This is a genomic window from Mesorhizobium sp. LjRoot246, from assembly GCF_964254115.1.
Lineage (GTDB): Bacteria > Pseudomonadota > Alphaproteobacteria > Rhizobiales > Rhizobiaceae > Mesorhizobium.
This window is the reverse complement of record NZ_CAXUSN020000001.1, coordinates 4256256-4269641: the sequence shown is the minus strand read 5'-3', so window position 1 is coordinate 4269641 and position 13386 is coordinate 4256256. Positions and strand designations below refer to the sequence as shown.

General features: G+C 60.8%; 15 protein-coding genes. 9 read left to right on the top strand and 6 right to left on the bottom strand.

The window, feature by feature from the left end:
* Positions 1 to 4 precede the first annotated feature (4 nt).
* Genes ACSQ3L_RS20810 through ACSQ3L_RS20795 form a run of 4 tightly spaced genes read left to right on the top strand, consistent with a single transcriptional unit; the run spans position 5 to position 2341 of the window.
* Positions 5 to 190 carry a hypothetical protein gene (locus ACSQ3L_RS20810; protein ID WP_436161623.1) on the top strand — a complete coding sequence of 62 codons (186 nt, stop codon included), beginning with the start codon at positions 5 to 7 and terminating at the stop codon, positions 188 to 190.
* Entirely contained in the window at positions 187 to 846 is a 660-nt protein-coding gene (gene ehuD, locus ACSQ3L_RS20805) for an ectoine/hydroxyectoine ABC transporter permease subunit EhuD (RefSeq protein ID WP_436161622.1), read from the top strand. Before ACSQ3L_RS20810 ends, ehuD begins: the two co-directional genes overlap by 4 nt.
* Positions 843 to 1622 (top strand): ectoine/hydroxyectoine ABC transporter ATP-binding protein EhuA, encoded by a 780-nt coding sequence (gene ehuA, locus ACSQ3L_RS20800; RefSeq protein WP_436161621.1) that lies wholly within the window; start codon positions 843 to 845, stop codon positions 1620 to 1622. The genes ehuD and ehuA overlap by 4 nt, the downstream gene beginning before the upstream one ends.
* Positions 1619 to 2341: a GntR family transcriptional regulator gene (locus ACSQ3L_RS20795; protein WP_436161620.1), complete on the top strand. Its 723-nt coding sequence runs from the start codon at positions 1619 to 1621 to the stop codon at positions 2339 to 2341. Before ehuA ends, ACSQ3L_RS20795 begins: the two co-directional genes overlap by 4 nt.
* Before the next feature lie 26 nt (positions 2342 to 2367).
* Here the strand turns inward: ACSQ3L_RS20795 and ACSQ3L_RS20790 are convergent, their stop codons facing one another.
* Together ACSQ3L_RS20790 and ACSQ3L_RS20785 are read right to left on the bottom strand one after the other, a co-directional pair.
* Positions 2368 to 3558, bottom strand: coding sequence for an NADH-quinone oxidoreductase subunit D (locus ACSQ3L_RS20790; RefSeq protein WP_436161619.1), 1191 nt, complete (start codon positions 3556 to 3558; stop codon positions 2368 to 2370).
* 64 nt (positions 3559 to 3622) lie between these two features.
* Entirely contained in the window at positions 3623 to 4015 is a 393-nt protein-coding gene (locus ACSQ3L_RS20785; RefSeq protein WP_436161618.1) for a hypothetical protein, read from the bottom strand.
* A gap of 241 nt (positions 4016 to 4256) precedes the next feature.
* Between ACSQ3L_RS20785 and ACSQ3L_RS20780 the strand changes: the two genes are divergently transcribed.
* Complete coding sequence (locus ACSQ3L_RS20780; RefSeq protein ID WP_436161617.1) at positions 4257 to 4415, top strand: hypothetical protein; 159 nt, start codon at positions 4257 to 4259, stop codon at positions 4413 to 4415.
* A 309-nt stretch (positions 4416 to 4724) separates the two neighbouring features.
* Complete coding sequence (locus ACSQ3L_RS20775; RefSeq protein ID WP_436161616.1) at positions 4725 to 5153, top strand: hypothetical protein; 429 nt, start codon at positions 4725 to 4727, stop codon at positions 5151 to 5153.
* A gap of 61 nt (positions 5154 to 5214) precedes the next feature.
* Here the strand turns inward: ACSQ3L_RS20775 and ACSQ3L_RS20770 are convergent, their stop codons facing one another.
* The 4 genes from ACSQ3L_RS20770 to ACSQ3L_RS20755 form a co-directional block, all read right to left on the bottom strand.
* Positions 5215 to 5376, bottom strand: a complete 162-nt coding sequence (locus tag ACSQ3L_RS20770; RefSeq protein WP_436161615.1) for a hypothetical protein — start codon at positions 5374 to 5376, stop codon at positions 5215 to 5217.
* A gap of 93 nt (positions 5377 to 5469) precedes the next feature.
* The gene (locus ACSQ3L_RS20765) at positions 5470 to 5940 is read right to left on the bottom strand and encodes a YbhB/YbcL family Raf kinase inhibitor-like protein (protein ID WP_436161614.1); all 471 of its coding nucleotides are present in this window, start codon (positions 5938 to 5940) and stop codon (positions 5470 to 5472) included.
* Between the two features lie 46 nt (positions 5941 to 5986).
* Positions 5987 to 6193, bottom strand: a complete 207-nt coding sequence (locus ACSQ3L_RS20760; protein WP_292186392.1) for a hypothetical protein — start codon at positions 6191 to 6193, stop codon at positions 5987 to 5989.
* A 98-nt stretch (positions 6194 to 6291) separates the two neighbouring features.
* Positions 6292 to 8283, bottom strand: coding sequence for a protein-L-isoaspartate(D-aspartate) O-methyltransferase (locus tag ACSQ3L_RS20755; protein WP_436161613.1), 1992 nt, complete (start codon positions 8281 to 8283; stop codon positions 6292 to 6294).
* A 275-nt stretch (positions 8284 to 8558) separates the two neighbouring features.
* On the opposite strand from ACSQ3L_RS20755, the gene ACSQ3L_RS20750 reads away from it, so the two are divergent.
* The 3 genes from ACSQ3L_RS20750 to ACSQ3L_RS20740 all read left to right on the top strand — a co-directional run bounded on the left by ACSQ3L_RS20750 (position 8559) and on the right by ACSQ3L_RS20740 (position 13310).
* Positions 8559 to 10970, top strand: a complete 2412-nt coding sequence (locus tag ACSQ3L_RS20750) for a phosphoketolase family protein (RefSeq protein WP_436161612.1) — start codon at positions 8559 to 8561, stop codon at positions 10968 to 10970.
* Positions 10967 to 12145: an acetate/propionate family kinase gene (locus tag ACSQ3L_RS20745; RefSeq protein ID WP_436161611.1), complete on the top strand. Its 1179-nt coding sequence runs from the start codon at positions 10967 to 10969 to the stop codon at positions 12143 to 12145. The genes ACSQ3L_RS20750 and ACSQ3L_RS20745 overlap by 4 nt, the downstream gene beginning before the upstream one ends.
* A gap of 157 nt (positions 12146 to 12302) precedes the next feature.
* Complete coding sequence (locus tag ACSQ3L_RS20740) at positions 12303 to 13310, top strand: L,D-transpeptidase family protein (protein WP_436161610.1); 1008 nt, start codon at positions 12303 to 12305, stop codon at positions 13308 to 13310.
* Positions 13311 to 13386: the final 76 nt, after the last annotated feature.

Here is a 13386-nt window from a genome sequence, read left to right as displayed (position 1 = left end):
AAGGATGTCAGCACGGCGCGGCCCGGAGCGACCGTCGGCGCGTGCCAGTCGACGGCGATGCAGCAAGACCATCCCGATCTTCACGCTCGTCCTGCTGATGTATCTCGTGATGTCGCTGGTCCTCACCATCGGCATGCGGCTGCTCGAAAGGCGTGCATCGGCCGGCCTGGCGCGGGGGAAGGCAGCATGATCTGGGACTGGAGTTTCACCCTTGAAATCCTGCCGGTGCTGGCACAAGCGGCCATCGTTTCGGTGGAGGCGACGCTGATCGGCTTCGTGCTAGCCGCCACCCTCGGCCTGGTGCTGGCCGTCGTGCGCATCGCGGTGCCATGGACCGGCTGGACGATTTCCGTGCTGGTCGAGCTGATCCGTTCGACACCGCTGCTCATCCAGATATTCTTCATCTACTTCGTCTTCCCGAAATTCGGCCTCGTGCTCGACGCCTTCACCGCCGGCGTGCTTGCCATTGGCATCCACTACGCCGCCTATTGTTCCGAGGTCTACCGCGCCGGTTTCGACAACATCCATCGCGGCCAGTGGGAAGCCTCGATCGCACTCAATCTGTCCGCATGGACGACGTTTCGCGACATCATCATCCCGCAGGCGATCCCGCCGATCGTTCCGGCGCTCGGCAACTACCTCGTCGCGCTGTTCAAGGAGACGCCCTTGCTCTCGGCGATCGCCGTGATGGAGCTGATGCAGACCGCAAAGATCATCGGTTCCGAAACGTTCCGCTACACCGAGCCGATCACGCTGGTCGGCCTGTTCTTCCTTGCAATGAGCCTGGTTTCAGCCGTGCTCATCCGCGCCCTCGAACGTCTGCTCAACCGGAGGCCCACGCGATGACGGAACAACCGATGGTCCGCTTCGAAAATGTTTCGAAACGCTACGGCTCGCTGACCGTTCTCGACGGGCTCAACCTGGAAATCGCGCGTGGCGAAAAAGTCTCCGTCATAGGTCCGTCGGGTTCGGGCAAAACGACGGTGCTACGCATGCTCATGACGCTGGAGACGATCAATGACGGCGTCATCTGGGTCGAAGGCGAACCGCTGACCCACATGAAGAAGAACGGCATTCTTGTTCCTGCTGACGTTGCGCATATTCGCCGCATCAGGGCGAAGATCGGCATGGTGTTCCAGTCCTTCAATCTTTTCCCGCATATGACGGCAATGGCCAACTGCATCGAGGCGCCGATGACCGTGCTTGGCATGAAGCGGTCGGATGCCGAGGCGCGGGCGGCCGAACTCCTGGAACTGGTCGGACTGGCCCAGAAGAAGGACCATTATCCGTCGCAACTGTCCGGCGGCCAGCAGCAGCGTGTCGCCATCGCCAGGGCGCTGGCCATGCGGCCCAAGATCATGCTGTTCGACGAGGTGACGTCGGCGCTCGATCCCGAGCTTGTCGGCGAAGTGCTGCAGGTGATAAGGCAGATCGGGCGCGAGCACGATCTGACCATGCTGATGGTCACCCATCAGATGGGCTTCGCCAAGGAGTTTTCCGATCGCGTTTGTTTCTTCTATCAAGGCAAGATCTGCGAGCAGGGACCGCCAAGCGAGCTGTTTGGGGCGCCCAAGAACGAGCGGACAAGGCAGTTCCTGCATGCTGTCCTGGAGGCTGGATGACCGTTGAGACTGATGATGCGCCCATAGCCGCAACCGTGCGCCCGCTCTCGGCGCGCGAGCGGTTCGAGCGCATCTACCGGATCTTGCGCGACCGCATCTGCCTGCTGGACTATGCTCCGGGAAGCCATCTTTCCGAGGAAGAACTCGCCCAGGAATTCGAGATCAGTCGGACACCGGTTCGGCGCGTCCTGGCTCGTCTCGAATCCGAGGGCCTTGTTCAATCCGTGCACGGCGTCGGCACGATCGTCACCGACGTCGATATCGAGGAATTGCAGCAGGTCTATCACCTGAGGCTGGAACTGGCGCTCCTCGTCGGAAAGCTTTCGCCGATCCCGCGCACTGCGGAGGATCTCGATCGGATTCGGGCGCTCATCGCGCGCTGCGATTCCGATATACTGAACCCAGATCAGCGCGCCTTCCTTCGCCTGAACATGGATTTCTTCTACGAACTCACCGCGATGACGGGCAACCAGCCGCTGCGCGAGATCAGCGAGCGTCTGTATTTTCAGGTCGCACGCGTGGTCCTGAAGATGATGCCGCAGCTGGGTCTTGTCGAAGAATTCACTGCCTTCCGCCGGGAGATGGAAGAAGTCCTTGCCGCCGCGGAGATCGGGGACTGGGAATCGATCGGCCATATAAGGCGCGCCCATATCTCGATGAGCTTTCGCCGCATGATGCGTCACGCGGGCGAGATCACCGATTTCGACAATGGCATGTGATTTGCGGCATGTGATCTGCGCACCGGTCAGCGATCGATCTCGCCAAACACGATATCGAGCGATCCGATGATCGCGGCAACGTCGGCGATCATGTGCCCTCGAGACAGAAAATCCATCGCCTGCAGATGGGCAAAGGAAGGCGCGCGTATCTTGCACCGGTAAGGGACATTGCCCCCGTCAGAAACCAGATAAACGCCGAATTCTCCCTTTGGCGCTTCAACCGCGGCGTAGACTTCTCCGGCCGGCACACGATGCCCCTCGGTGTAGAGTTTGAAATGCTGGATGGTCGCCTCCATCGAGCGTTTCATCGTGGCGCGCCGCGGCGGCGTGATCTTCTGGTTTGGAATCGCGACCGGCCCCTGGCCTTCGGGCGACCGCAGTTTTTCCAGGCATTGCTTCATGATCCGGACCGACTGGCGCATTTCCTCCATGCGAACGAGATAGCGGTCATAGCAGTCTCCATTCTTGCCGACGGGAATGTCGAAATCCATGTCGGGGTAGCATTCGTATGGCTGTGCCTTGCGCAAGTCCCATGCCGCGCCCGATCCACGCACCATCACGCCGGAAAAGCCCCAGGCCCAGGCGTCATCCAGTCCGATTGCGCCGATATCGACATTGCGTTGCTTGAAAATACGGCTGCCGGTGAGCAATTCGTCGAGGTTGTCGCAGACCTTGAGGAACGGGTCGCAGAAGGCCTCGATATCGTGCAGAAGATCTGGCGGCAAATCCTGGTGCACGCCGCCGATCCTGAAATAATTCGCATGCATGCGGGCGCCGGAGGCGCGCTCGTAGAAGACCATCAGTTTCTCGCGCTCCGCAAATCCCCAAAGCGGCGGGGTCAGTGCGCCGATGTCCATGGCCTGCGTCGTGACATTGAGGAGATGCGACAAAAGCCGGCCGATCTCGCAAAAAAGGACGCGGATGAGCTGGCCACGCTTGGGAACCGTTATTTCGAGCAGTTTTTCGGCGGCGAGGCAGAACGCATGCTCCTGGTTCATCGGCGCGACATAATCGAGCCGGTCGAAATAGGGCAGCGCTTGCAGATAGGTCTTGTACTCGATGAGTTTTTCCGTGCCGCGATGGAGCAGGCCGATATGCGGATCGGCACGCTCGACGATCTCGCCGTCCAGCTCCAGCACCAACCGAAGAACGCCATGGGCAGAGGGATGCTGTGGCCCGAAATTGATGGTGAAGTTGCGAACGGCGGCTTCGACCATGACAGCTCTCCGCGAGTTGCGTTTCGATGGTTCACGGCGTGACCTGTATGGTTCGGTGCGCCGCTCAAGTCGTCGTCTGGATGATCAGCGTCAGAGTGCCATCGCCATCGATGTTTGCCGCGACGACCTGCGAGGAGTTGAGCCCGCTCGCCCTCAGCGCCGATGTCGCCTGGGGCGAAGCATCGATGGAGTTCTGCAGGCGAAGCAAATCTTCGGCGCTGGTCTGGTTGATCACGGCATCCGCCTGGGCCTTGATTTCCGCGGGTAAATCCTCGACGGCGACGATGGCAACATTGGTGAAATTCGAACCAGGAGAGCCTTGATCAGGTAGCGTCTCCGGTTGAGCTTCGTCCTGTGGTGGCGTCACCTGGGGAAGCTGTGGGCCGATGGTTTGCCCGTAGATGGGTTGTGTAATGACCGCCCCGGAAAGTGCGACAACTATCGTCAACATCCGCATGGTCGCTCCTTGCATCCGCTTGAGTGACATTTTGAAGAAACCCTCATGCTGGGCGATGGTTCCGTACGTCTGGCACACCGGACGATTTCGCCCCTGACCAGCTTTCGAAACGGCCTACCGCCGGTCGACGTCGCTTTGTACGAAATCGACAATTGGCTCATGGCCGAAAATGCGCAATCATTGGAAAATGGAACGGCGGCTAGACGACAAACTCGATTGCAAGGCTTGCGGGACTATCCAAATGGACATTCCCGACAACGCCAAGGAGTCGACGCCAATTCATTGCAGCAATTGCGGCGCCTTTCTCGGCGAATGGGGCGAATTGCAGGATGATTTCTACCGCCAGGCTCGCGGTACCGAAGCATTCGACTTGCGCAACGGAAACATTATCAAGAAGTAGGGCGACGGTACCGTCACGGGGTTTTCGAGCCGGAAGCCAGTTCGCAGGAGCTTCTTAGTCAGCGCCATGGAGCGGGTTATGCTCTAGCCTCTCCAGTTTAAAAGTGCCGGGCCGCGTCAGTCGCTGCTTTGGCGGGCGCGAACCAGGCATACGCATCAGCGGCTTGCCGCAAGCGGTCTCTCGTCGATGAATGCAGCCGGCCGAATCCGGTCGTGTCGAATTCTCCAGCCTACCGCTCTTGTCGAAGCATCACAGCGCGATAATTCCATTGAAGGCGTGGGCGATTCGCCGTCTCAACAGGAGCTGGCCATGAAACACCAAACACTCGACCAACTGCATGCCGTCGCCAAGATTGAATCCTCGGCTGCATATTCCGCAATGACACGAAATCAGCGCATAGAGCGCTGGGCTGAACTGCTGGAGCGTAATCCCGAGCGATGCCTTGGCGCGTTTGCGGGCACCGAACATCTGCACCCCGAAACACGGGCAACGATGCGTGGCGAGGGATCGGCAATTTCGGTTGCCTTCGAAGATCCGGTGCTGCGCGCGTCGGGTTTGAAAGACGATACCTATGGTGAGGCAAAGCGCTTTTTCGAGCTGAACGACTGGCAGCTGCACGACATCGTCTGCGATTGTCACGTCGGCGCTACCATGAAAGCGCGCTGGGCTGCCAGCCGGGTCCGCTCAGCGATTGGCGGCAGGTTCTTTACGTGGTTGAGGCAAAGGATAATGCGTTGACCGGAGGTGGGGATCGCCGCCTGCTACGGTATGCGATCCCCTGCCTTGCTCGACGCGCGGATCAACCCTTGTCTTGGTGATATAGCCGGTCGGTCGCTCGGTCGCTTTCCCTGCGTTCGGCGGGTCCAGGCCGGCGGTGTGTCGCAACGACATAGGCCATCAATATGACCAGCAGCAATGGCCCGCCGGCAACGACAACCAACCACATGACACTTTCAAACATGGCACATCTCCTTACCCAAACAACCGGCAAGGAGACGAGCCGTTCCGCTCATGGCGACAAGGCTAGGCGAAGGGATTCGTCGACGCACTCGAATTACCGATTGCGTTCGTATGTCCCGACGAGTTCGGCTTGCTCGAGTGCATGTTTTTGCGCCTCACGCCAGATGCGCTCGACGCCCGTGCTGGCCGGGATGGCAAGGCTCGGCGTGTCGAGCGCGGCCAGCCGGAAATGGTAGTGATGGACGCCGTGTCCGATCGGCGGTTCAGGGCCGTCGTAATAGGCGTTGCCAAAATCATTCGTTGCTTGCCTAAGAGCGCCCGGACCCGGCTTGCCGCTTTCCGCCTCGGGAAGTTCCCTTGTGTCCGGAGAGATATTGAATACCGCCCAATGACCAAACATTCCGCTCGGCGCATCGGGATCCTGGACGACGAGAACGAGGCTCTTCGTCTTATCCGGCACTCCCGACCACTTCAGCGGCGGCGACACGTTCTTGCCGTCTCGGGTATATTTTTCGGGAATTTGTTCGCCTTCGGCAAAGGCGGCACTGCTGAGGGCAAGTGGCATGGTTCACTCCTTCAAGGGACAGTTGATCGCAACGACACACGGCATGCTATTTGTTGGTCCGCATCTTTTGTCTTGGATTGATGCCACCGGCGGCGGTCGTGTCGTTTTCGACGTCACCTTCGACCGTGTTCTCGCCCTCAAGCTCGAACTCTTCACCTTTCTTGAACGTTCCCTTGGAAGTCCCGATACCAGGATTGTTCGCCAAGTCGGCATCGCTCGGTTTTTTCCATTTCGGATGTTTGGTTCCGGTCATGAGAAAACTCCCTCGATGAGGATTTCAGTTTTAAAATCGCAAGCCGGATGAATTGTTCCGGTTCCACGCCTCTGCTTCATCGGCTCGCTGCGCGTCGGCTAAAGCCCGAATGGATAGGTATCGGGAACGCCAGTTCCCGCATGCTCCGGGCCAAGCGAGGTCACCGCCGCGGTTTTGTCGAACCATAGGAACGCATCGAACTGCTGGGGCAGGGAAGCGTCCGCGTAGTGGCTGCGCAGCTCGGTTTCCGGTCGGTAGATCACCCCGATGAACCGCTCCAGCCTGCGTTCCAGCAGGCGCTCGCACAGCGCTTCGTCGCGCATCAGGTCGAGCAGGAACCGCGGCACGCGGCTATCGTGGCAAAGCCGCTCGTAGCTGTCGGCGTGCGACGCGCGAATTTGCTTCACCTCCATTTCGCCATCCCAGTCGCTGGCGGCCGCCACAGTGCCGGAATGCGTGCCCATGCCGATTAGCGCTGCCTCATCCCCGAAACGCTGCCGGCAAAGCTGGCCGATATTCAGTTCGTCCCTGACGACACCCATCTCGGTATAGCGGGCATCGCCGATATGGGAATTGTGCGCCCACACCACCGCCTTGGCATTAGGGCCGCCGGCGTCCAGCAAATGTTCCAAGGTCTCGAACATGTGCGTGTCGCGCAGGTTCCAGGACTCCGCGCCGCCATAGTACATGATCCGGTAGTAGTGTTCGGCGGACGCGATCAGCCGGGCATTCTGACTGGCGTCGAGAAAGTCGGTGCCGTCCTGTTGTGCATAATCGAGTTGTTTGGCGAGCAAGTCCCGGCATTGTTCCAGCACGGCTTTCTCGCTTTTTTGATATCCGGCGGTGAGCACCGCACGACCGTAGGTGGACGGTTCGTGTTGCCAAGGCGTCAGGCAGCCATAACGCTCGCGCGCGATCTTGGCTGCCTGGGGATCGACCCGGTCGAGATAATCGAGGACCGCGCCGATGGACCCGCTCATGTTGTAGATGTCGAGACCGTAGAATCCTGCTTGCTCCGATGGCTCGAGCTTCTCGTTGTGATGGCGCATCCAGTCGGTAAAGGCCGCGACGTCGGTGTTGCGCCACATCCACGTCGGAAACCGTTGGAATGGCGCACCGGCGCCGGTTCGCTGCCGACGATGGCGAACATAGCGGTCGATCGCCGCGGCGTCGGGCCAGTCCGCCTCGACCGCTACGATGGTGAAGCCGTGCCGTTCGATGAGCCTGCGGGTGATTGCCGCGCGCGCCCTGTAGAACTCGGACGTGCCATGGCTTGCCTCGCCAAGCAGAACGACGCGCCGGTCGGCGAACCGATCGAACAACTCGCCGAAGGCCGGATCGTCGAAATCAGGCAGCGGTTCAGCCGCGGCCGCGATCATATCGGGCAGGCTGATCGGATGCGGATGTCGAAGCGGACGACCGACCTCGGTGACCGTGCCGTTTTCCGGCCAACCCTGCTCGCCGATGAGAGGGACGAAGCGCACGCCGCCGAAATCCTCCTCGCTATAGGTTGCGGCACCTGTTCGGGTGACTTTGAGCAGACGTTGCAAATCCGGATCGTCGCCGACCGGAATGATAAGCCTGCCGCCGACATCGAGTTGCTCCTGAAGGGCGAGCGGTGCGCCGGGACCGCTGGCCGTCACCACGATGGCATCGAAGGGCGCCGCCTGGGGCCAGCCCTTGGTGCCATCGCCTGTCCGGACTTCGATGTTTTGATAGCCGAGTTTTTCAAACCGCCGCTTCGCCGTTTCGGCCAAACCGGGATGACGCTCTATCGTGTAGACCTGTTCGACGATCCGGCTCATCACCGCGGCCGCGTAACCCGAGCCGGTGCCAACCTCGAGCACGTGGTCACCAGGTTTGACATCCGCCATCTCGATCATGAACGCGACAATGTAAGGTTGCGATATGGTCTGGCCGTCGGCGATCGGCAGCGGCGTGTCTTCATAAGCAAATTCCTCGAAGCCGGGTTCGACGAAGGCCTCGCGTGGAACTTCGCGCATCGCCTGCAGAATCTCACGGTCGTGGATGCCACGCCGCCCAACGTGGATATTGACCATTCGATCACGGGCACGGGAAAGATCGAGCATCTTTTTAGCTCCCTTTGGTGCAACGCCTCGAGGTTATCCTTCGCGGTACCTGGTCAACCATCGCCTTGAGCCTGGCCTTCGCGGTTCCAGTTTCTAACCACCGGAAGACTTCAAGGTTCCCACCTATTTGCGGATAGAGCCGCGAGCCCAGCCAGGATCGCGATGGGTCTCTTGGCAGCGCGGGTCGCGACACCGTCCCCGGACGGCGGCAGCAGGGCTTGCTCAGGCGCAAAGATGCCCCAGTTATCACCAGCGAACCGAAGCTGGAGATGTCGATGAACGACAAGGCTGCCGCGACGCCGCAGGCGATCGGCCTCGAACGGATCAATCTCATGGACCGCTACTGGCGCGCCGCGAATTACATCTCGGTCGGCCAGATTTATCTGCTCGACAATCCGCTGTTGCGCGAACCGCTGAAGGCCGAGCACGTCAAGCCGCGGCTGCTTGGCCATTGGGGCACGACGCCGGGCCTGAATTTTCTCTACCTGCATTTGAACCGCGTTATCCGCGAACGCGACCTCGATGTTCTGTTCATCTGCGGCCCGGGCCATGGTGGTCCCGCGATGGTCGCCAACACCTGGCTTGAGGGCACTTACAGCGAAATCTATCCGGATATCGGGCAGGGCGAAGACGGGCTGAGGAAACTGTTCCGGCAGTTTTCCTTCCCCGGCGGCGTGCCAAGCCATGCCGCACCCGAGACACCCGGCTCCATCCATGAGGGCGGCGAACTCGGATATGCGTTGGTCCATGCCTTTGGTGCGGCCTTCGACAATCCGGATCTGGTGGTCGCCTGCGTCGTTGGCGACGGCGAAGCCGAGACCGGTCCGCTCGCGGCGGCATGGCATTCCAACAAGTTCCTGAACCCGACCTCGGATGGCGCCGTCCTGCCGATCCTGCATCTCAACGGCTACAAGATCGCCAATCCGACGATCCTCGGCCGCATGGATGACAAGGAGTTGCGAAACCTTTTCGACGGTTATGGCTACGAACCGTTCTTCGTCGAGGGTCATGAGCCTGTCGCCATGCATCGGGCGATGGCCAGGACGCTCGACATGGTGCTCGATCGCATCCGGTCCATTCAGGAGCAGGCCCGGGTTCCGGGATGGCATGGTGAACGTCCGCAGTGGCCGATGATCGTGCTGCGCAGTCCCAAGGGCTGGACCGGGCCGAAGGAAGTCGACGGCGAGAAGGTCGAGGATTTCTGGCGCTCGCATCAAGTGCCGGTATCGAATGCGCGGGGAAATGAGGAGCACCGCAAGATCCTCGAAAACTGGATGCGAAGCTACGAACCGGAAGAGCTGTTCGACGAAAGCGGGCACCTGTTACCGGAACTCGGGGCACTTGCTCCAACAGGGACAAAGCGCATGGGCGCAAGTCAGTACGCGAATGGCGGGCTGTTGAAGCGTGACCTCGTGCTTCCGGACTGGAAAAGCCTGGCGCTGGAAGTGCCTCGTCCGGGAGGCGTTATCGCCGAAGCGACGCGGATTTGCGGAAGCTATCTTCGCGAGGTGTTCCGCCTCAATGCCGAAGCGCGGAACTTCCGCCTGATGGGGCCGGACGAGACATCCTCCAACCGCCTCGACGACGTGTTCGAGGTCACCGATCGGGTCTGGATGCAGCGTATCGAACCCTACGACGTCCATCTTTCCCGTGACGGACGTGTCATGGAAGTGCTCAGCGAGCATCTCTGCCAAGGGTGGCTCGAAGGCTATCTGCTCACCGGCCGTCACGGCCTGTTCTCATGCTACGAGGCCTTCATCCATATTGTCGATTCCATGGTCAACCAGCATGCCAAATGGCTGAAGACCTCCGGCGAGCTTGCCTGGCGCAAGCCGATCGCTTCGCTCAATTACCTTTTGACCTCACATGTCTGGCGCCAGGACCACAATGGTTTCAGTCACCAGGACCCTGGCTTTGCCGATCTGGTCGCCAACAAGAAGGCGGACACGGTAAGGCTCTATTTCCCGCCGGATGCCAACACGCTGCTGTGGATCACCGATCACTGCCTGAGAACCTATAACCGCATCAACGTCATCACCGCCGGCAAGCAACCGACGCCGCAATGGTTGACCGTCGATCAAGCCGAAGCCCACTGCAAGGCGGGCGCTGGCATCTGGCAATGGGCCGGTACGGTTGCGGAGGGCGAGGAGCCGGATGTGGTCATGGCCTGCGCCGGCGACGTGCCGACGCTGGAAACGCTGGCTGCGACGGACATTCTGCGCTCCGGGATTCCCAACCTGAAGATCCGCGTCGTCAACGTCGTCGACCTGATGACGTTGCAGTCGAACACCGAGCATCCGCACGGCCTCACCGATCGGGCATTCGATGCACTGTTCACGAAAACGAGGCCGGTCATCTTCGCCTATCACGGCTATCCCTACCTCATCCATCGCCTGACCTACCGCCGCGCCAATCACGACAACATGCATGTGCATGGCTTCCGCGAGGAGGGCACCACGACGACGCCTTTCGACATGGTGGTGCTCAACGAACTCGACCGCTATCACCTCGCGCTTGCCGCCATCGAACGTGTGCCGGGGCTGGCCGAAAGGGCCAAAGGGCTTGCCGGCGAACTCCACGACAGGCTGGCGAAGCACAGGGCCTATGTCCGCGAGCACGGCGAAGACATGCCCGAGATCCAGAAATGGACGTGGCCTGACAAAAGCGCGGCAAAGGCTCGCCAATGATGCGCCAGTCGATCCTGGCGCTGAATGCCGGCTCGTCCAGCGTCAAGTTCGCGCTTTACGATCTTGCCTCCCCGCAGGATCTGCAGCTTGTTTCGCGCGGCACGCTGGATCTGGGCGACGTACCCACACTCCGCGCAAAAGCGGCCGACGGAGCGATGCAGTGCGATCGGCGACTCGCCGCCGACAAGCCACGCGATGCAGCCATAGGCGAGATGCTGAATTGGGTGCAGGGCGAAATGGGGGAAAGAAACCTGCTCTGCGCCGGCCATCGCATCGTGCATGGCGGAAGCGAGTTCATCGAACCCGTCCGACTGACCCCCGCAACCATCGAAGCCATCGACAGGCTGACGCCGCTCGCTCCGCTGCATCAGCCTCGCAGTCTCGCGCCGGTTCGCGCCATAGCCGCCTTGCAACCGGACCTGCCGCAGGTTGGATGCTTCGACACTGCTTTCCACCAGACGATCGATCCTCTCGTGCGGCGCTTCGCCCTTCCGCGCCAATATGAAGAGCAAGGCTTGCGCCGCTACGGGTTTCACGGCCTTTCCTATGAACACATCGCCGGGCGGCTCGGCGAGATATCGCCGACTCTTGCGACGAAACGCACCATCGTCGCCCATCTCGGCAATGGGGCCAGCCTTTGCGCTTTGCAGCAGGGCAAAAGCATCGATACGACGATGGGTTTTTCGGCCCTGGATGGCCTCGTCATGGGCACGCGTTGCGGCGCCATCGATCCCGGCGTGCTGTTGTACTTCCTGCTGGAGAGGGGCATCGCGGCGGACGAATTGCAGACGATGCTCTACGAGAAGTCGGGACTGCTCGGCTTATCCGGTATTTCCAGCGACATGCGGACGCTGGAAGCGAGCGGTGATCCTCGCGCCCTTGAGGCGATGGCGCTTTTCGCCTTCCGCACGGCGAGGGAAGCAGCAGCGCTTGCGAACACGATGGGTGGTCTCGAATGCCTCGTGTTCACCGCCGGCATCGGCGAACGGTCATCATTCATCCGCAAGGCGATATGCGAAAAATTGGCCTGGCTTGGCGTGGTGATCGACGGGCCAGCCAATGACGCGCATTCCGAAATCATAAGCCGTCCGGACAGCAAGGTGGAAGTCCGTGTGGTTGCGACCGACGAGGAAAAGATTATCGCGCGCCACAGCCGCATGGTGATGCAAGTCTGAGGGATCGGCGATCCGGTTCCTGCCTGAACGGGAGAAGGCTGCCAGCTCCTGCCGACGCCAACACTGGGCCTGACGCCGACTGTGCATCCGAGGGAACCAGTCAGGCCGTGCCGCGTCATAGAAGCAGGTTCTGTTGCAGCCCAGGGAAGTGACATCGATGATCAGGCTCCTTCTCGTCGCCGCCGCGGTGTTCGCCCTTGCATGCGGTGCGACGGGCGCGGCCAAGCTGGACCCTGACGCCGTCAATCGTGCCCAATTCGCCGCCGGCGAACCGAAAGGCGTCGATCCGACAATTCTGAGGGCACAGATCCTTTTGGATCGCGCCCGCTTCTCGCCGGGTCTGATCGACGGCCGCTTGTCGGAGAACTTCACCAAGGCGGTTGGCGCCTACCAGACAGCGAACGGTCTCCAGGCCGACGGCAAGCTCACACGCGAGACCTGGGACAAGCTAGTGGCTACCTCTCCCGGCCGTCCGGCCCTGGTTGCCTTCGAACTGACACCTAAGGATGTGCGCGGACCTTTCACAAAGCGCATTCCGGCTCGCATGGAGAAGATGGCCCGTCTGCGGCGGCTCGGCTATCGCAACGCCATGGAGAGGCTGGCGGAGCGCTTCCATGTCAGCGAACAATTGCTGAGAATGCTCAATCCAGGCACCAGCCTCCGGAAGGCCGGCACGATGTTGATGGTGCCTGATGTTGGCCGGGACGATCCTCCAGCCACCATTGCCGGCGTCGAGGTCGACAAGGGCGCTCGCGTTGTGCGCGTGCTCGATGCATCCGGCAAATGGCTCGCAGTCTACCCCGCCTCGATCGGGAGCGACGAGAAGCCGGCGCCGAGCGGCATCGCAGAGGTCAAACGCGTGGTGCATAACCCCACCTATCACTACGATCCGAAGTTCGCCTTCAAGGGCATCAAGACCAAGCGGCCCTTCACCATCGCCGCCGGGCCGAACAATCCCGTGGGATCGGTCTGGATCGACCTTTCCATCGAAAGCTACGGCATTCATGGCACGCCCGAACCCGGCAAGATCGGCACGACGTTCTCGCATGGCTGTATCCGGCTGACCAACTGGGATGCCGAAGACCTCGCCTCCATGGTGCAGAAAGGCACCAAGGTTAACTTCAAGGACGAGTTGGCGGACGTCGGCAACGAACGGTCTCAATAGCCCGAAAAGCGGCGCCTGAGGCGGCGCGGTCGTTGGAGGGCATGGCGGACAACCTCGAATCCGGCAGTCCGCCCGG

Excerpts from the sequence above, each read along its gene's own strand:
- ACSQ3L_RS20810 (WP_436161623.1), top strand. The coding sequence starts at position 5 with ATGTCAGCACGGCGCGGCCCGGAGCGACCGTCGGCGCGTGCCAGTCGA.
- ACSQ3L_RS20745 (WP_436161611.1), top strand. The coding sequence starts at position 10,967 with ATGATGCGCCAGTCGATCCTGGCGCTGAATGCCGGCTCGTCCAGCGTC.
- ACSQ3L_RS20785 (WP_436161618.1), bottom strand. The coding sequence starts at position 4,015 with ATGCGGATGTTGACGATAGTTGTCGCACTTTCCGGGGCGGTCATTACA.
- ehuD (WP_436161622.1), top strand. The coding sequence starts at position 187 with ATGATCTGGGACTGGAGTTTCACCCTTGAAATCCTGCCGGTGCTGGCA.
- ACSQ3L_RS20795 (WP_436161620.1), top strand. The coding sequence starts at position 1,619 with ATGACCGTTGAGACTGATGATGCGCCCATAGCCGCAACCGTGCGCCCG.
- ACSQ3L_RS20775 (WP_436161616.1), top strand. The coding sequence starts at position 4,725 with ATGAAACACCAAACACTCGACCAACTGCATGCCGTCGCCAAGATTGAA.
- ACSQ3L_RS20760 (WP_292186392.1), bottom strand. The coding sequence starts at position 6,193 with ATGACCGGAACCAAACATCCGAAATGGAAAAAACCGAGCGATGCCGAC.
- ehuA (WP_436161621.1), top strand. The coding sequence starts at position 843 with ATGACGGAACAACCGATGGTCCGCTTCGAAAATGTTTCGAAACGCTAC.
- ACSQ3L_RS20755 (WP_436161613.1), bottom strand. The coding sequence starts at position 8,283 with ATGCTCGATCTTTCCCGTGCCCGTGATCGAATGGTCAATATCCACGTT.
- ACSQ3L_RS20765 (WP_436161614.1), bottom strand. The coding sequence starts at position 5,940 with ATGCCACTTGCCCTCAGCAGTGCCGCCTTTGCCGAAGGCGAACAAATT.
- ACSQ3L_RS20770 (WP_436161615.1), bottom strand. The coding sequence starts at position 5,376 with ATGTTTGAAAGTGTCATGTGGTTGGTTGTCGTTGCCGGCGGGCCATTG.
- ACSQ3L_RS20740 (WP_436161610.1), top strand. The coding sequence starts at position 12,303 with ATGATCAGGCTCCTTCTCGTCGCCGCCGCGGTGTTCGCCCTTGCATGC.
- ACSQ3L_RS20750 (WP_436161612.1), top strand. The coding sequence starts at position 8,559 with ATGAACGACAAGGCTGCCGCGACGCCGCAGGCGATCGGCCTCGAACGG.
- ACSQ3L_RS20780 (WP_436161617.1), top strand. The coding sequence starts at position 4,257 with ATGGACATTCCCGACAACGCCAAGGAGTCGACGCCAATTCATTGCAGC.
- ACSQ3L_RS20790 (WP_436161619.1), bottom strand. The coding sequence starts at position 3,558 with ATGGTCGAAGCCGCCGTTCGCAACTTCACCATCAATTTCGGGCCACAG.